This window comes from Burkholderia sp. RF2-non_BP3, assembly GCF_001522185.1.
Classification (GTDB): Bacteria; Pseudomonadota; Gammaproteobacteria; order Burkholderiales; family Burkholderiaceae; genus Burkholderia; species Burkholderia diffusa.
In genome coordinates this window covers 136,460-151,782 of record NZ_LOSU01000032.1, presented here as the reverse complement: position 1 = coordinate 151,782, position 15,323 = coordinate 136,460, and the positions used below count along the sequence as shown (strand labels likewise).

Genomic DNA, 15,323 nt, shown 5'->3' with positions numbered 1-15,323 from the left:
CGTCGCAAAGCAGGCTAGGCAGTCGCGGCTTCGCCGCCTTCGGGCAGGCGAGGGCGAGGAAAGTCCGGACTCCACAGGGCAGGGTGATGGCTAACGGCCATCCGTGGCGACACGCGGAACAGGGCAACAGAAAGCAAACCGCCGATGGCCCGGCGCAAGCCGGGATCAGGTAAGGGTGAAACGGTGCGGTAAGAGCGCACCGCGGCGACGGCGACGTCCGCCGGCACGGTAACCTCCACCCGGAGCAATTCCAAGTAGGCAGGCGCGCATTTTCGGATGCAGGACGGTGCCCCCGTCTCGTCTGCGGGTAGGAAGCTTGAGCGCGTCAGCAATGGCGCGCCTAGAGGAATGGCTGCCACGCGCCGTGCGCTTCGGCGTGCAGCGTGCACAGAATCCGGCTTATCGGCCTGCTTTGCCGCTCGAATGCGAAAGGGCCGGCGCTCCGTCAGGAGCGCCGGCCCTTTTTTTCATGCGTGGCTGCCAGGCGTTCAGGCCGCGACGATGTCGAACGAATGCGTGAGCTCGGCCGTCTTCGCGATCATGATCGACGCGGAGCAGTACTTGTCGTGCGACAGGTTGATCGCGCGCTCGACCGTGGCCGGGTTCAGGTTGCGGCCCGTGACGGTGAAGTGGAAGTGGACCTTCGTGAACACCTTCGGATCTTCGCTCGCGCGTTCGGCCTTCAGCGTGACCGAGCAGCCGGTGACTTCCTGGCGGCTCTTCTTCAGGATCAGCACGACGTCGTACGCGGTGCAGCCGCCGGTGCCGACCAGCACCATTTCCATCGGGCGCGGCGCGAGATTATGGCCACCGCCTTCCGGTGCGCCGTCCATCGCGACGAGGTGCCCGCTTCCGGTCTGAGCGGAAAACGCCATGCCATCCTGTCCCATCCAGCTTACTTTGCATTCCATGCTTGCACTCCAGCGTTGCCTGATTCGAATTCGATCATGCATTGTAGCCCGCAGTGCAACGGTCGGCTGATGCGCTGCACGACGCGTAACGTCGCGCCGCCGCACGCGGCGCCTGGCGGCGCGCCGAACGTCGATTTCCCTGCCCGGTTTAGGGGTTTTGTTCTAGATGTGGCGGACTTCCGGTTGCGTCCTTGTTTCCCAATCGATTGATTTCAAAAGAGAAAACGCGATTTTTCGGCGAAATCCATCATATTCCGCATTATGGTTGTGGATTTCGTAATGCAAATTTTCTTGTGAAGTCGCCGGGGCATTCGTATAATGAGCCTCATTGGTTGTCGCGCTGCGGCGACCTCCGCATGTCTCCTCCACCCTCCTCCTAAGGTGGATTAAGCCCGAACCAGCCGTTCGGGCTTTTTTTCGTCCCATGCAAGCATCGACGCGCAGTTTGCGCGCTTCGATGTCGGTCGTTGATTCCCTGTCTTTGACTCCGTTTACGCGGGCTGTCGTGCGGCCGCGTGCGATGCCGCGCCGGTTGGCGTGTCGGTCGAGCCGGCGGCAGGGGGCGAAACCTGCGCGGCCGATGCGTGGCCATGACCGCGCGCGCAGAAATGGCGTACGCGTTCGCGTACCGCGCGCAGGCGGGCGATGCGCTCTTCGGCGTGGGCGCCGCGGGCGTCGGCGATGCGAGCGTCGAGTGCGTCGAGCTTGGCCTCGCAGCCGGCCCGGGCGGCGACGGCGGGCGCCGCGGCGGCCAGCAATGCGGCCGCGAGAAGGGGCGTAAGTCCTTGTTTCATCATGCTTGTTTGTTGTTTTTCCGTTGTCGGCCGGTCTGGCGCGGCAAGGTCAGGTGCCGCGCGTCGATGGGTGCCTCCCCGGGCGCTCGGTTCGCCTGGCATATCGGGGCACGACCGGATTTTGGCCCATTTCGGGCGCCGCCGGCGCGGGACGTGGATTCTTTTTGACCGCGCTGCCATATTTCCTTTATAATTCAGGGCTTTTCCGCATTCATGCCCACGGAAAAAGAACAGGGAGAGCCTGCACCGCGCCTCGAAGCGCACACAGACAAGCAGGAAGAACACATCGGGCAAAGCATTTTTTTGGATCGATCATGAAGACGTTTTCCGCAAAAGCCCATGAGGTGACGCGCGAATGGTACGTGATTGACGCGACGGATAAGGTTCTCGGCCGTGTTGCCAGCGAAGTGGCACGCCGTCTGCGCGGCAAGCACAAGCCTGAGTTCACCCCGCACGTCGACACTGGTGATTTCATCATCATCATCAACGCAAGCAAGTTGAAGGTCACGGGCAACAAGACTCTGGACAAGAAGTACTACCGTCACTCGGGCTACCCGGGCGGTATCTATGAAACGACGTTCGGCAAGATGCAAGAACGCTTCCCGGGCCGTGCGCTCGAGAAGGCGGTCAAGGGCATGCTGCCGAAGGGCCCGCTCGGCTACGCGATGATCAAGAAGCTGAAGGTCTACGCTGAAGCGACGCATCCGCACTCGGCTCAACAGCCGAAAGCGCTCGAGATCTAAGGGGAGCCCACATGATCGGTAACTGGAACTACGGTACGGGCCGCCGCAAGAGCGCAGTCGCACGTGTCTTCATCAAGGCTGGCAAGGGCGACATCATCGTCAACGGCAAGCCCATCGCTGACTACTTCTCGCGCGAAACGTCGCTGATGATCGTGCGTCAACCGCTGGAACTCACGAACCACGGCCAGACGTTCGACATCAAGGTGAACGTGAACGGCGGCGGCGAAACGGGTCAGGCAGGCGCAGTGCGCCACGGCATCACCCGCGCGCTGATCGACTACGATGCGACGCTGAAGCCGTCGCTGTCGAACGCAGGCTTCGTCACGCGCGATGCACGTGAAGTCGAGCGTAAGAAGGTTGGTCTGCGCAAGGCACGTCGCGCAAAGCAGTTCTCGAAGCGTTAATTCCGCTTCATGGCCGCGCCGCTTCCGGGCGGCGTCCGCCGGAAAAACCGCCAGCTTTCACGCTGGCGGTTTTTTTATGCCCGCGCGGCGGGGCTCCGCGGGCCGTTTCCTTTACGGAAATCAACAAGAACCTATTGATTTCATGGACATCAGCACGATCTTCTGATCGGCCCTACAATAGCGGCTAAAGCTTTTTGGAGAGTTCGCATGAACGCTGTTACCGAATCCGCAGCAACGACCACCGAAATGCCGGTACCGTTCGTCTTCACCGACGCCGCGGCCGACAAGGTCAAGCAACTGATCGACGAAGAGGGCAATCCCGACCTGAAGCTGCGCGTATTCGTGCAAGGCGGCGGCTGCTCGGGCTTCCAGTATGGCTTCACGTTCGACGAGGAAGTCAACGAGGACGACACCGTGATGAACAAGAACGGCGTCCAGCTCCTGATCGACTCGATGAGCTACCAGTATCTGGTCGGCGCCGAGATCGACTACAAGGACGACCTCAACGGCGCCCAGTTCGTGATCAAGAACCCGAACGCAACGACCACCTGCGGGTGCGGCTCGTCGTTCTCGGTCTGAGCGCACGACGGAATCTGTCCGGTTCGCCGGAATGAAAAACGGGGCTTCATGCCCCGTTTTTTGTGCCCATGCGCGGCGCGAACCGCTTCCTTCGGCCTTCCGTCAGCGCGGATAAAGCGCGCCTAGCACGCGCGCATCCGCGGCCCCCGTCACGCTCGCGAGGTTGCCGGGCTGACGCGCGGTGAAGCGATACGCGAGCCACGCGAACGCGAGCGCTTCGACCTGTTGCGGCGGCACGCCGAGCGCGGCCGTCGTCTCCACCGTCGCCGGCACGCCGGCCTCGCGCAGCGCTTCCGCGAGCGCGGCGAGCAGCACCGGATTGCGGGCGCCGCCGCCGCAGACGAATACGGCTTTGCAATCCGTCGCGTGCTGCGCGACTTCGCGGGCGACGGAGACGGCGGTGAGCGCCGTCAGCGTTGCCTGCACGTGTTCCGGCGCGACCTGCGCGAACGCGGCGAGCTTCGCGTCGAGCCACGCGGGATTGAACAGGTCGCGGCCGGTGCTTTTCGGCGGCAGCGCGGCGAAGTAGGGCTCGTCGAGCAGCGCGTCGAGCAGCGGCGCGTGCACCGTGCCGCGCGCGGCGAACTTGCCGCCGTCGTCGTACGGCTTGCCGAGGTGGCGAGTCGCCCATGCGTCGAGCAGCGCGTTCGCGGGCCCGCAGTCGAAGCCGCGCACGTCGCCGCCATCACCGGGCAGGATCGTGATGTTGCTGATGCCGCCGAGGTTGCAGACGACCCGCGTCTCGCCCGGCGCGCCGAACATCGTCGCGTGGAACGCAGGCGCGAGCGGCGCGCCGTGGCCGCCGGCCGCGACGTCGCGGCTGCGGAAATCGGCGATCACGTCGATATGGGCCAGCTCCGCGAGCAGTGCCGGATTGTTGAGCTGGCGCGTGTAGCCGCGCTCGGGACGGTGGCGGACCGTCTGGCCGTGCACGCCGATCGCGCGGATCTCGTCGCGCGACAGGCCGGCGGTGCGCTGCAACTCGTGACAGCACACCGCGTAGCGCGCGACGAGCGCGTTCGCCGCGAGCGATTCGCGGTCGATCTCGTTGTCGCCGGGCTGCTGCAGCGCGAACAGCGCGTCGCGTAGCGATTGCGCGAAGCCGACGAACGCTTCCGCGAGCACGACCGGCGCGCGGCCGGTCTCGAAACGCACGGCGACGCCGTCGACGCCGTCCATGCTGGTTCCCGACATCAGCCCGAAGTAGATGCCGTCGGCCGGATGGGCGGGTTGCGGATGTCGTTGCGGCACGTTGGGTTCTCCTGGATCGAGCGGCGCGGGCCGGTGCCGCGCGCCTTGCGCCCGATTATCCGCGCAACCTGACGCATCGTTAAGCGATGCACGCGCAAGTTATGGGAAAATCCCTGTCTTTGCGACATTCTTCCTGGCACCGATGAGCACCGAACCCAGTTCCAAGCCTGTTTTCCCGATCACCGACGAAGTCCGCCATGCGCTCGCCGTCACGAAGCGCGGCGTCGACGAACTGCTGATCGAGGAAGAGTTCGCGCAGAAGCTCGCGCGCAGCGCGGCCACCGGCACGCCGCTGCGCATCAAGCTCGGCCTCGATCCGACCGCGCCCGACATCCACATCGGCCATACGGTCGTCTTGAACAAGATGCGTCAGCTGCAGGATCTCGGCCACACCGTGATCTTCCTGATCGGCGATTTCACGTCGCTGATCGGCGACCCGTCGGGCCGCAATGCGACGCGTCCGCCGCTCACGCGCGAACAGATCGAGTCGAATGCGAAGACCTACTTCGAACAGGCCGCGCTCGTGCTCGACCGCGCGAAGACCGAAATTCGCTACAACAGCGAATGGTCGATGCCGCTCGGCGCGGACGGGATGATCAAGCTCGCGTCGCGCTACACGGTCGCGCGGATCCTCGAGCGCGAGGATTTCACGAAGCGCTTCCAGAGCGGCGTGCCGATCTCGATCCACGAATTCCTGTACCCGCTGATGCAGGGTTACGACTCGGTCGCGCTGAACGCCGACCTCGAACTCGGCGGCACCGACCAGAAGTTCAACCTGCTCGTCGGCCGCGAACTGCAGAAGCAGTATGGCCAGGAACAGCAGTGCATTCTGACGATGCCGCTGCTCGAAGGCCTCGACGGCGTCGAGAAGATGTCGAAGTCGAAGGGCAACTACGTCGGCATCAGCGAGAAGCCGACCGACATGTTCGGCAAGCTGATGAGCATCTCGGACACGCTGATGTGGCGTTACTTCGAGCTGCTGTCGTTCCGCGGCCTCGACGAAATCGCCGGCTTCAAGCGCGACGCCGAAGGCGGCCGCAATCCGCGCGACTTCAAGGTGCTGCTCGCGCAGGAAATCGTCGCGCGCTTCCATTCGCAGGCCGACGCGGAGCGTGCGCTCGAAGATTTCAATCATCGCGCGAAGGGCGGCGTGCCGGACGACATCCCGTCGGTCACGCTCGCGGGCGCGCCGCTCGCGATCGGCCAGCTGTTGAAGCAGGCGGGCCTCGTGCCGTCGACGAGCGAAGCGCTGCGCAACATCGAGCAGGGCGGCGTGAAGATCGACGGTGCGACGGTGTCCGACAAGGGCCTGAAGGTCGAGGCCGGCGAGTTCGTCGTTCAGGTCGGCAAGCGCCGCTTCGCGCGCGTCACGCTGACCGCATGATCGCGCTGATCCAGCGCGTGAAGCGCGCCGACGTGCGCGTCGGCGACCGCACGACGGGCGAGATCGGCGCAGGACTGCTCGCGCTCGTCTGCGCGGAGCGCGGCGACACCGAGGCTGCGGCCGACAAGCTGCTCGCGAAGCTGCTCGGCTATCGCGTGTTCAGCGACGCGGCCGGCAAGATGAACCTGCCGGTGTCGAACATCGACGGCGCGGGCGGCGCCGGCGGCCTGCTGCTCGTGTCGCAGTTCACGCTCGCGGCCGATACCAACAGCGGGCTGCGGCCGAGCTTCACGCCGGCCGCGCCGCCCGACGAAGGCGCGCGCCTGTTCGACTATTTCGTCGCGGCCGCGCGCGAGCGTCATCCGGTCGTCGAGACGGGCGAATTCGGCGCCGACATGCAGGTGTCGCTCGTCAACGACGGCCCCGTGACGTTCTGGCTGCAAGTGCGGCCCTGATTCTTTCCCGGAGACGCGCCGCGATGGCCACCACGCAGATTCTCTTCATTCGTCATGGCGAGACGGCCTGGAACCGCATCAAGCGCATCCAGGGCCATATCGATATTCCGCTGGCCGACACGGGGCTCGCGCAGGCGCAGCGGCTGGCCGTCCGGCTCGCGCGGGATGCGCATGAAGGGCAGCGCATCGACGCGATCTATTCGAGCGACCTGATGCGCGCGCAGCAGACCGCGCAACCCTTTGCCGATGCGCTCGGGCTGCCGCTGCGGTTGCGCGAAGGGCTGCGCGAACGTGCGTACGGCGTGTTCCAGGGGCATGACAGCACCGAGATCGAGACGCTGTTTCCGGACGCCTACGCCGCGTGGCAGACGCGCGACCCGGGTTTCGCGCCCGACGGCGGCGAGTCGCAGCGCGAGTTCTATCATCGCGTGCTGCATGCACTCGAGCCGATCGTCGCCGCGCATCCGGGCGGGCGCATCGCCTGCGTCGCGCACGGCGGCGTGCTCGATTGCGTGTATCGCTTTGCCAACGGTCTCGACCTGTCGGCGCCGCGCAGCTATCAGTTGCTCAACACCAGCATCAACGTCGTCGATTACGTCGATGGCCGTGCGCAGGTCGTGCAATGGGCCGACGTGTCGCACCTGGATACCGCGAGCGACGACGACGGGTATCGCAAGGTACTTTGATGCGGTCATGCCGGTGCTGCCGGCGTGATCGGCCGGGGGCGGCCTTCCATTTCAGGTTTGGGTGTGGCGGTGCTTGGCGTGTCCCGTAGCCGAGCGCGTACGCGATCCTGCCGGGCTTGTCGGCCGTAATCGGCTGGCGCAGCTTCTCGAATTCTCCTTTCGGATACTTCTTGCCGCCATTGATCGCATCGACGCGGCGGTCACGGGAATATCACGGTCACGGCAAATTGAAATGATCCGGAGAAACGGATCGTCAGGCGGGCGGGGTACCGTCGGGCGGCGTCGCCGTCGCGCGTCGGCGTGCGCGTTTCGAGGCGCCGTTGACGAGCGCCCAGCGCAGCACGGGCGCGACCGCCCTGACACCTGGCCGGACCACCGCGCGTCGCAACGGCGCGAACGTCGACACGCCGAGCATGCGCTGCGCCCAGTTCGGCAGCAGGTCTATGCCCGCATGCATGATCAGTGACGCGGCCGGCCGCAGCGCGGGCGTAGAGATCGGCACATTCAGCAGGATGTCCATGACGTCGAAGGTGCGTGGCCCTGCTTCGAGTTCGGGCTGCATGCGCGTGAAATAGGCCGCGACTTCCGCACGCGAACGGGGAACATCCCGGGCGCCGAGCAGCTCGGCGATCAATGCCGTCTCGGCGTAGTAGACGTCCTGCTGCTCGCCCGATAGCGACGGATTCACATAGCGCAAATGTGCAGCGAGGAAGCTCGATACTTCCGCGACATGCACCCAGGTCAGCAACGCCGGATCGTCGGCTCGGTACGGCCTGCCGTCGGGCGCGGAACCCGAGACGCGCGCGTGGATCGTTTTTACGCGTTCGATCAGCGCGAGTGCGTCCGCGCGGCTGCCGAACGTCGTGCCCGTGATGAACGTTGCGGTGCGCCGCAAGCGGCCGAGGATGTCGGTGCGAAACGACGAGTGATCCCAGACGCCCGCCAGCGCGAGCGGATGGAGCGCCTGCAGCAGCAGTGCAGCAATGCCGCCCGTCATCATCGACGTGAAATCGGCATGCACGCGCCAGCAGACGGCGTCGGGGCCGAACAGCCCCGGGTCTCCGGGTGGCGACGACAGGTCGATCGACGGGCCGCCGCCGCCCGTCGTCAGGTGCGTGATGCCGGCCACGAGCCGCTTGCGGATCGGTTCGACCCAGCGCGGACCCGGCGTGGGCGTGGCGGGATGCGGGCTGGGCGGCGTGGTCATGGCAGGTGTGACGTGGGCGGCGGGTTACTTCCCGTCGGCGGTATCCCACATTCCGCGTTCGGTATTGCCGGCATCGGGCGCGGAGAGCCCGAAGTGGCGGTACGTGAGCAGTGTCGCGACGCGCCCGCGCGGCGTGCGCTGCAGGAAACCCTGCTGGATCAGGTATGGTTCGAGCACGTCCTCGATCGTGTCGCGCTCCTCGCCGATCGCTGCCGCGAGGTTGTCGATACCGACCGGGCCGCCGTCGAACTTGTGCAGGATCGCCTCGAGCAGCTTGCGGTCCATCAGGTCGAAGCCGACCGGATCGACGTCGAGCATCGCGAGCGCGGCGTCGGCCACGGCCGCGGTGATCTGGCCGTCGGCCTTCACTTCCGCATAGTCGCGCACGCGGCGCAGCAGCCGGTTCGCGATCCGCGGCGTGCCGCGCGAGCGCTTCGCGATTTCCAGCGCGCCGTTCGGATCGATCTGTGCGTTCAGCAGCGACGCCGAGCGCCGCACGATGCGCGACAGCTGGTCGGCATCGTAGAACTCGAGGCGCGCGACGATCCCGAAGCGATCGCGCAGCGGGTTGGTCAGCATCCCCGCACGCGTGGTCGCGCCGACCAGCGTGAACGGCTGCAGGTCGAGCTTCACGCTGCGCGCGGCCGGCCCTTCGCCGATCATGATGTCGATCTGGTAATCCTCGAGCGCCGGATACAGGATTTCCTCGACGACCGGCGACAACCGGTGGATTTCGTCGATGAACAGCACGTCGTTCGCTTCGAGGTTGGTCAGCAGCGCGGCGAGATCGCCTGCGCGCTCGAGCACGGGGCCCGAGGTCTGGCGCAGGTTTACACCCATCTCGCGCGCGATGATGTGCGCGAGAGTGGTCTTGCCGAGGCCCGGCGGCCCGAACAGCAGCACGTGGTCGAGCGGCTCGGAGCGGCGCTTCGCGGCCTCGATGAAGATCTCGAGCTGACCGCGCACCTTTTCCTGGCCGACGTAGTCGTCGAGCTGGCGCGGCCGCAGCGCGCGTTCGAACACCTCCTCGTGCGACGAGGCGGGCGTGGCGGCGATGATCCGCTCGGCGGCGAGTTTGTCGGTTTCAATCATGCGGCCATTGTACCGCGCGCGGTCACGCGGTCGAACTGGCCGAACGGCCGACTGGCGCGCGCCGCACGGCGGCGCGACACTGGCTCCGAAAGCCGGTGCGGGCGGGTGTTACGCCTTCGACAATGCCTTGAGCGCGAGCTTGATGCCCTCGGACACGCCGGTGCCGGCCGGCACGTTCTTGATCGCGGCGAGGCCTTCCTTTTCCGAGTAGCCGAGCGCGAGCAGCGCGTTGAGGATGTCGGTCGCGTGATCGGACTGGGATGCGGCGCCGGCGAGCGCACCGAGGTCCGCGCCGAGCTTGCCCTTCAGCTCGAGCAGCAGGCGCTCGGCGGTCTTCTTGCCGATGCCGGGCAGGCGCGTGAGACGTGCGGCGTCCTGCATCGTCACCGCCTGCGCGAGCTCCTGCACGCTCATGCCGGACAGCACGGCCAGCGCCATGCGGGCGCCGATACCGGTGATCTTCAGCAGTTCGCGGAAGGTCGTGCGCTCCTGTGGCGTCAGGAAGCCGTACAGCAGGTGCGCGTCCTCGCGCACGATCTGCTGCGTGAGCAGCACGACGCGCTCGCCGGTCTGCGGCAGGTTGTAGAAGGTGCTCATCGGCACGTCGATCTCGTAGCCGACGCCGTTGCAGTCGACGAGCAGGTGGGGCGGGTTCTTTTCGAGCAGGATGCCGGCGATGCGACCGATCATGGATGGCGGGAAGCGAGGAAGAAAGCGCGAGTGTAGCGCAGGTGCGGCGCGATGCCGATGGGTTGGCCTTTAGGTCGGGGCGATGCGACACGCGTGCGTGATGCAGGGCGATGAGGCGATCGGGCGGGCAGGGCGGTCGCAGGCGCAATGCGCGACGCGCCGCAGACATGCGTGCCGTTTGCGTCAGCCGACGAGCCGCCCACGCCGCACCCGCAGCCCCTTTTTCGCGAGCGCCGGCGCGAGGCCGCTGATCGTGCCGAGCGTATTACCGCTGTGCGCGTGGCAGATCGCCATCCCGAGCGCGTCGGCCGCATCGCTGCCGGGCTGGCCCGTGAGATTGAGCAGCCGCGTGACCATCTCCTGCATCTGCGACTTGGTCGCGCGGCCGTAACCGACGACGGCCTGCTTCAGTTGCAGCGCGGTGTATTCGGCCACCGGCAAGCCGCCGGCGACGAGCCCGCAGATCGCGGCGCCGCGCGCCTGACCGAGCAGCAGTGTCGACTGCGGGTTCACGTTGACGAACACCTGCTCGATCGCGGCCTGGTCGGGCGCGTGTTCGCGCACGAGCGTCGATACGCCCTGGAAGATCGTGCCGAGTCGGGTGGCCAGGTCGGCCGTTGGCGTGCGGATCACGCCGCTCGCGACATAGGCGAGCCGATGGCCGCTGACGTCGATGATGCCGAAGCCGGTGACGCGCAGGCCGGGGTCGATGCCGAGAATTCGCATGAGTGAGGAGAAAAACCTGATGCAGCGATACTACAACGAATGGTGTGCTGTGCCGGCCGCACGGTCGTGTGCGCCGGCGCCGCGCAATAAAAAACCCGGCGGGTGCGATGCCGCCGGGTTTGCATGCAGCGGCCGCGCGGGCCGCGTGCGATCAGTGACGGAAGTGACGCACGCCCGTCAGGACCATCGCGATGCCGTGTTCGTCGGCCGCCGCGATCACTTCGTCGTCGCGCATCGAGCCGCCCGGCTGGATCACGCAGGTCGCGCCAGCCGCCACGACGACGTCGAGACCGTCGCGGAACGGGAAGAACGCATCCGACGCAACGGCCGAGCCGGCCAGAGTAAGGCCCGCGTTCTGTGCCTTGATGCTCGCGATGCGCGCGGAATCGACGCGGCTCATCTGGCCGGCGCCGACGCCGAGCGTCATGCCGTTGCCGCAGAACACGATCGCGTTCGACTTCACGTACTTCGCGACGCGCCATGCGAACAGCAGGTCGTCCATTTCCTTCGCGGTCGGTTGACGCTTCGTGACGACGCGCAGCTCGCTCGGCTGCACGTTCTTCGAATCGAGCGACTGCACGAGCAGGCCGCCGCCCACGCGCTTCAGGTCGAACGCGTTATGACCATCGCCCAGCGCGATTTCGAGCAGGCGCACGTTCTGCTTCGCGGCGAACACCTGCTTCGCGGCGTCCGAGAACGACGGCGCGATCAGCACTTCGACGAACTGCTTCGCCACCGCCTGCGCGGCCGTCTCGTCGACTTCGCGGTTGAACGCGATGATGCCGCCGAACGCCGACGTCGGGTCGGTCTGGAATGCCTTCGCGTATGCATCGGCCGAGTCGTTGCCGACCGCGACGCCGCACGGGTTCGCATGCTTGATGATCACGCAGGCCGGCGCGTCGAACGTCTTCACGCATTCCCACGCCGCGTCCGAATCCGCGATGTTGTTGTACGACAGTTCCTTGCCCTGCAGCTGGCGGTAGTTCGCCAGTGCGCCGGCCGGTGCCGCGAGGTCGCGGTAGAACGCTGCGCTCTGGTGCGGGTTCTCGCCGTAGCGCAGGTCCTGCACCTTGTCGAACGCCATGTTCAGCGTGGCCGGGTACGCGCTGCGCGATGCGTGCTGCAGCTCGTCGGTCAGGCTCGTCAGGTAGTTCGTGATCGCGCCGTCGTATTGCGCCGTGTGCGCGAACACCTTGGTCGCGAGGCGGAAGTTGGTCGCGTAGCCGATCGCGTTGCCGTTCGCCTTCATTTCGTCGAGCACGACCGCGTAGTCGGCCGGATCGACGACGACCGTCACGTCGCGGTGGTTCTTCGCGGCCGAGCGCAGCATCGTCGGGCCGCCGATGTCGATGTTCTCGATCGCGTCGGCGAGCGTGCAGTCGTCCTTCGCGATCGTCGCGACGAACGGATACAGGTTCACGACCAGCAGGTCGATCGTCGGGATGCCGTGCTGCTCCAGCGCCTGCATGTGCTCGGGCAGGTCGCGGCGGGCGAGGATGCCGCCGTGCACCTTCGGGTGGAGCGTCTTCACGCGCCCATCGAGCATTTCCGGAAAGTCCGTGTAGTCGGCCACTTCGGTAACGGGCAGGCCCGCGTCGGCGAGGAGTTTCGCGGTGCCGCCGGTCGACAGCAGCTTGACGCCGAGGTCGGACAGCGACTTCGCGAAGTCGACGATGCCGGTCTTGTCGGAAACGGAAATGAGCGCTTGCTTGATCATGATGGAACCACCAATAGCCAGGGAAACGGGGACGGGACGGCTGCCTACAGCAGGCCGTGCTGCTGCAGCTTCTTGCGCAGCGTATTGCGATTGATGCCGAGGTACTCGGCGGCGAGCGACTGGTTGCCGCCGGCCTGTACGAGCACGACCTCGAGCATCGGCTTTTCGACGCAGGACATCACCATTTCATAGACGTCGTGCGGATTGGAGCCGTCTAGATCCCGGAAATACACGTCCAGGCTCTCGCGGACACATTGTTCGATGTTGTGCTTGCTCATGCTGCTAACTGGTTATGGTCGTCCGACTCGCCCTGGCCGTTTTCCTCTTCGTCATCGACGTAGACGAGGTGGTCCGACAGCGCTTTTTGCGCCTCGAAGAATGCATTGACGGCGGCGAGCTGCTCGCGGGTGGAATCGAGCGTGTTCATCCTGTGCCGGAACCCGTTGGCACCGGAAAGGCCGCGAGTGTACCAGCCGATGTGCTTGCGCGCAGTACGGACGCCGGTGAATTCACCATAGAACGCGTAGTGGTCTTCCAGGTGTTCGTTCATCACGTGCTGGATCTCGTCGATCCGCGGCGGGGGCAGCAGCTCGCCGGTTTGCAGGAAATGATCGATTTCACGGAACAGCCATGGCCGGCCTTGCGCGGCACGACCGATCATCAGTGCGTCGGCGCCGGTTGCGTCGAGCACGGCCTTCGCTTTCGCCGGCGACGTGATGTCGCCGTTCGCGACGACCGGGATGTGCACGGCCGCCTTCACGGCCGCGATGGTGTCGTATTCCGCGTCGCCGCGGTAGAGGTCGGCGCGCGTGCGGCCGTGCACGGTCAGCATCGAGATGCCGGCCGCCTCGGCGAGGCGCGCGACCGTGATTGCGTTCTTGTGCTCGCGATCCCAGCCGGTGCGGATCTTCAACGTGACGGGCACCGCATCCGGCCCCGTGCCGACCGCCGCGACGACGGCCTCGACGATCCGCTGCACGAGCGGCTCGTTCTGCAGCAGCGCGGAGCCGGCCGCGACGTTGCAGACCTTCTTCGCCGGGCAGCCCATGTTGATGTCGATGATCTGCGCGCCGTTGTCGACGTTGTAGCGGGCGGCTTCAGCCATCATCGCCGGATCGGCGCCGGCGATCTGCACCGCGATCGGCTCGACTTCGCCTTCGTGGTTCGCTCGCCGCATCGTCTTCGCGCTCTTCCACAGCTGCGCATTGGACGCGACCATCTCGGACACGGCGTATCCGGCCCCCAGCCGCTTGCACAGCTGGCGAAACGGGCGATCCGTCACCCCGGCCATCGGGGCGACGAACAGGTTGTTGCGCAATACGTGAGGGCCGATAACGGGCATCGCAATGGCACCGCCCGCGAGCGCCGGGCGTCGCGGGCAAAAAAGGGCGGAGGGAAAACGCGCATTTTACCGTATTCCCATGCCCCGCCGATTTGACCCGGTTTGCACGGCGCCGACGACATGCAACGCGCGCCGCGCCGCGCGTCAGTTGCGCTGGCCGAACATCATCTGGCGCGCGATCGCCTTCTTCAGCGGCGGGACGAATTCGAGCGCGGTGAGCGCCGCGCCGCGCAACAGCGGAAGGGGACCTGTGTCGACCGTGAACAACCGCGCGAGCGTGTCGGTCGCGCCGATCGTGAAGCGGCGGTCGAGTGCACGCCGCGCGTTGAAGGTTGCGAGCGCGGTCGGTTCGAAGCCTTGGGTGGACAGCGCGTCGACGAGCGTATGCGCATCGCGCAGCCCGAGATTGAGCCCCTGGCCGGCGACCGGATGCAGCGTTTGCGCGGCGTTGCCGACGATCGCGATGCGCCCGCTGACGAGCGTTTGTGCCGCGTTCAGTCCGAGCGGGAACGAGGCGCGCCCCGCGATCGCGACGAACTGCCCCATCCGCTCGCCAAAGGCAGCGCCGAGTTCGCGCAGGAACGCGTCGTCGGGAAGGGCGGCGCGGCGGGCCGCTTCGTCGGGAGTGCAGCACCATACGAGCGAATACTCGGCCTGGCGCGGCCCCCCGAGCGGCAGCAGCGCGAGCGGGCCTTCGTGCGTGAAGCGTTCCCATGCGACGTTCGGGCGCGGCGCCGAGACCGTGACCGTGCCGACGATCGCGGTCTGACCGTAGTCGCGGCGATGCTTGCCGGTATCGGCCTGCTGTTCGTGGAACAGCCCGCCTTCGGCGTTGATGACGATGCGCGCGCGCAGCGTACGCTCGCCTTGCGGACCGTCGAGCGTCAGCGTGACGCCGTCGGCGTCCTGTTGCGGCGTGCGCGCGGTGGTCGATGTGAGCCAGTCGACGCGCGTGCCGCGCACGGCCTGCGCGAGCGCCTGCACGATCGAACCGTAGCGTACGACGTAGCCGAGCGCGGCGAGGTCGTGCTCGTCGCGGTCGATCAGCGTGCGGCCGAAATGGCCGCGCTGCGACACGTGGATGTGTTCGATCGGCGTCGCGTCGCCCGGCCATCCGAGCGTGTCGAGCAGCACGCGGCTGCCGTGCGATACGGCGATCGCGCGCGGGTCGTTCGCGCTCGCGGCCGGCTCGCGCGCGTCGATCAGCGCGATCGACGCGTGCTGCGTCGCGCTGCGGCGGGCGAGCCAGCCGGCGAGCGCGAGCCCGACGGGGCCGGCGCCGACGATGGCGAGATCGTAGTCCGGCGTGGCCGGGGAGGAAGCGGTCGTCATCAGTGTTCGT

17 protein-coding genes, 1 other RNA gene and 1 pseudogene are annotated in these 15,323 nt (G+C 66.5%); 7 read left to right on the top strand and 12 right to left on the bottom strand.

Annotated elements, in window-relative coordinates; genetic code table 11:
• Nucleotides 1-6 precede the first annotated feature (6 nt).
• Nucleotides 7-418, top strand: an RNA gene (gene rnpB, locus WS45_RS15670) — RNase P RNA component class A.
• Between the two features lie 70 nt (nt 419-488).
• Here rnpB and WS45_RS15665 read toward each other — a convergent pair.
• Both WS45_RS15665 and WS45_RS15660 read right to left on the bottom strand, forming a co-directional pair.
• Entirely contained in the window at nt 489-953 is a 465-nt protein-coding gene (locus tag WS45_RS15665; protein ID WP_082721941.1) for an OsmC family protein, read from the bottom strand.
• A 449-nt stretch (nt 954-1,402) separates the two neighbouring features.
• Nucleotides 1,403-1,708, bottom strand: coding sequence for a DUF1090 family protein (locus tag WS45_RS15660; protein ID WP_059700698.1), 306 nt, complete (start codon nt 1,706-1,708; stop codon nt 1,403-1,405).
• Between the two features lie 311 nt (nt 1,709-2,019).
• On the opposite strand from WS45_RS15660, the gene rplM reads away from it, so the two are divergent.
• The 3 genes from rplM to erpA all read left to right on the top strand — a co-directional run bounded on the left by rplM (nt 2,020) and on the right by erpA (nt 3,431).
• The gene (gene rplM / locus WS45_RS15655) at nt 2,020-2,448 is read left to right on the top strand and encodes a 50S ribosomal protein L13 (RefSeq protein WP_009687896.1); all 429 of its coding nucleotides are present in this window, start codon (nt 2,020-2,022) and stop codon (nt 2,446-2,448) included.
• Nucleotides 2,449-2,459: 11 nt separating this feature from the next.
• Complete coding sequence (rpsI, locus tag WS45_RS15650) at nt 2,460-2,852, top strand: 30S ribosomal protein S9 (RefSeq protein WP_011883283.1); 393 nt, start codon at nt 2,460-2,462, stop codon at nt 2,850-2,852.
• Between the two features lie 207 nt (nt 2,853-3,059).
• Nucleotides 3,060-3,431, top strand: coding sequence for an iron-sulfur cluster insertion protein ErpA (gene erpA, locus WS45_RS15645; protein ID WP_059451991.1), 372 nt, complete (start codon nt 3,060-3,062; stop codon nt 3,429-3,431).
• A 102-nt stretch (nt 3,432-3,533) separates the two neighbouring features.
• Here the strand turns inward: erpA and WS45_RS15640 are convergent, their stop codons facing one another.
• Nucleotides 3,534-4,682, bottom strand: a complete 1,149-nt coding sequence (locus WS45_RS15640) for an anhydro-N-acetylmuramic acid kinase (protein ID WP_059535330.1) — start codon at nt 4,680-4,682, stop codon at nt 3,534-3,536.
• A 142-nt stretch (nt 4,683-4,824) separates the two neighbouring features.
• On the opposite strand from WS45_RS15640, the gene tyrS reads away from it, so the two are divergent.
• Genes tyrS through WS45_RS15625 form a run of 3 tightly spaced genes read left to right on the top strand, consistent with a single transcriptional unit; the run spans nt 4,825 to nt 7,207 of the window.
• Nucleotides 4,825-6,066: a tyrosine--tRNA ligase gene (tyrS, locus tag WS45_RS15635; protein WP_059535332.1), complete on the top strand. Its 1,242-nt coding sequence runs from the start codon at nt 4,825-4,827 to the stop codon at nt 6,064-6,066.
• Entirely contained in the window at nt 6,063-6,521 is a 459-nt protein-coding gene (dtd, locus tag WS45_RS15630; protein WP_006751891.1) for a D-aminoacyl-tRNA deacylase, read from the top strand. Before tyrS ends, dtd begins: the two co-directional genes overlap by 4 nt.
• Nucleotides 6,522-6,544: 23 nt before the next feature.
• On the top strand, nt 6,545-7,207 hold the full coding sequence (locus WS45_RS15625) for a histidine phosphatase family protein (protein ID WP_059535333.1): 663 nt from the start codon (nt 6,545-6,547) through the stop codon (nt 7,205-7,207).
• Nucleotides 7,208-7,280: 73 nt separating this feature from the next.
• On the opposite strand, the pseudogene WS45_RS35035 reads toward WS45_RS15625, so the two are convergent.
• From WS45_RS35035 to WS45_RS15585, 9 genes and pseudogenes are all read right to left on the bottom strand, one after another.
• A pseudogene (locus tag WS45_RS35035) lies at nt 7,281-7,403 on the bottom strand (ParB/Srx family N-terminal domain-containing protein); the annotation flags it as partial.
• Between the two features lie 57 nt (nt 7,404-7,460).
• A complete protein-coding gene (locus tag WS45_RS15620; RefSeq protein WP_059700697.1) occupies nt 7,461-8,414 on the bottom strand; it encodes an oxygenase MpaB family protein in 954 nt (317 codons plus the stop codon).
• A gap of 24 nt (nt 8,415-8,438) precedes the next feature.
• On the bottom strand, nt 8,439-9,506 hold the full coding sequence (ruvB, locus tag WS45_RS15615; protein ID WP_059465408.1) for a Holliday junction branch migration DNA helicase RuvB: 1,068 nt from the start codon (nt 9,504-9,506) through the stop codon (nt 8,439-8,441).
• Nucleotides 9,507-9,614: 108 nt separating this feature from the next.
• Nucleotides 9,615-10,196, bottom strand: coding sequence for a Holliday junction branch migration protein RuvA (gene ruvA, locus WS45_RS15610; RefSeq protein ID WP_059451998.1), 582 nt, complete (start codon nt 10,194-10,196; stop codon nt 9,615-9,617).
• 183 nt (nt 10,197-10,379) lie between these two features.
• A complete protein-coding gene (ruvC, locus tag WS45_RS15605; protein WP_059465409.1) occupies nt 10,380-10,922 on the bottom strand; it encodes a crossover junction endodeoxyribonuclease RuvC in 543 nt (180 codons plus the stop codon).
• Nucleotides 10,923-11,073: 151 nt separating this feature from the next.
• Nucleotides 11,074-12,639 carry a bifunctional phosphoribosylaminoimidazolecarboxamide formyltransferase/IMP cyclohydrolase gene (gene purH / locus WS45_RS15600; RefSeq protein ID WP_059700696.1) on the bottom strand — a complete coding sequence of 522 codons (1,566 nt, stop codon included), beginning with the start codon at nt 12,637-12,639 and terminating at the stop codon, nt 11,074-11,076.
• Nucleotides 12,640-12,683: 44 nt separating this feature from the next.
• A complete protein-coding gene (locus WS45_RS15595; protein ID WP_006476892.1) occupies nt 12,684-12,917 on the bottom strand; it encodes a Fis family transcriptional regulator in 234 nt (77 codons plus the stop codon).
• Nucleotides 12,914-13,981 carry a tRNA dihydrouridine synthase DusB gene (dusB, locus tag WS45_RS15590; protein ID WP_059689065.1) on the bottom strand — a complete coding sequence of 356 codons (1,068 nt, stop codon included), beginning with the start codon at nt 13,979-13,981 and terminating at the stop codon, nt 12,914-12,916. The genes WS45_RS15595 and dusB overlap by 4 nt, the downstream gene beginning before the upstream one ends.
• 144 nt (nt 13,982-14,125) lie before the next feature.
• Complete coding sequence (locus tag WS45_RS15585; protein ID WP_059700695.1) at nt 14,126-15,313, bottom strand: UbiH/UbiF/VisC/COQ6 family ubiquinone biosynthesis hydroxylase; 1,188 nt, start codon at nt 15,311-15,313, stop codon at nt 14,126-14,128.
• Nucleotides 15,314-15,323: the final 10 nt, after the last annotated feature.

Bases quoted from the DNA above. Each gene is read 5' to 3' on its own strand.
- WS45_RS15660 (WP_059700698.1), bottom strand. From the start codon at position 1,708: ATGATGAAACAAGGACTTACGCCCCTTCTCGCGGCCGCATTGCTGGCC.
- rpsI (WP_011883283.1), top strand. From the start codon at position 2,460: ATGATCGGTAACTGGAACTACGGTACGGGCCGCCGCAAGAGCGCAGTC.
- dusB (WP_059689065.1), bottom strand. From the start codon at position 13,981: ATGCCCGTTATCGGCCCTCACGTATTGCGCAACAACCTGTTCGTCGCC.
- WS45_RS15625 (WP_059535333.1), top strand. From the start codon at position 6,545: ATGGCCACCACGCAGATTCTCTTCATTCGTCATGGCGAGACGGCCTGG.
- dtd (WP_006751891.1), top strand. From the start codon at position 6,063: ATGATCGCGCTGATCCAGCGCGTGAAGCGCGCCGACGTGCGCGTCGGC.
- WS45_RS15620 (WP_059700697.1), bottom strand. From the start codon at position 8,414: ATGACCACGCCGCCCAGCCCGCATCCCGCCACGCCCACGCCGGGTCCG.
- rplM (WP_009687896.1), top strand. From the start codon at position 2,020: ATGAAGACGTTTTCCGCAAAAGCCCATGAGGTGACGCGCGAATGGTAC.
- ruvC (WP_059465409.1), bottom strand. From the start codon at position 10,922: ATGCGAATTCTCGGCATCGACCCCGGCCTGCGCGTCACCGGCTTCGGC.
- ruvA (WP_059451998.1), bottom strand. From the start codon at position 10,196: ATGATCGGTCGCATCGCCGGCATCCTGCTCGAAAAGAACCCGCCCCAC.
- WS45_RS15585 (WP_059700695.1), bottom strand. From the start codon at position 15,313: ATGACGACCGCTTCCTCCCCGGCCACGCCGGACTACGATCTCGCCATC.
- erpA (WP_059451991.1), top strand. From the start codon at position 3,060: ATGAACGCTGTTACCGAATCCGCAGCAACGACCACCGAAATGCCGGTA.
- purH (WP_059700696.1), bottom strand. From the start codon at position 12,639: ATGATCAAGCAAGCGCTCATTTCCGTTTCCGACAAGACCGGCATCGTC.
- WS45_RS15665 (WP_082721941.1), bottom strand. From the start codon at position 953: ATGCATGATCGAATTCGAATCAGGCAACGCTGGAGTGCAAGCATGGAA.
- WS45_RS15595 (WP_006476892.1), bottom strand. From the start codon at position 12,917: ATGAGCAAGCACAACATCGAACAATGTGTCCGCGAGAGCCTGGACGTG.
- tyrS (WP_059535332.1), top strand. From the start codon at position 4,825: ATGAGCACCGAACCCAGTTCCAAGCCTGTTTTCCCGATCACCGACGAA.
- ruvB (WP_059465408.1), bottom strand. From the start codon at position 9,506: ATGATTGAAACCGACAAACTCGCCGCCGAGCGGATCATCGCCGCCACG.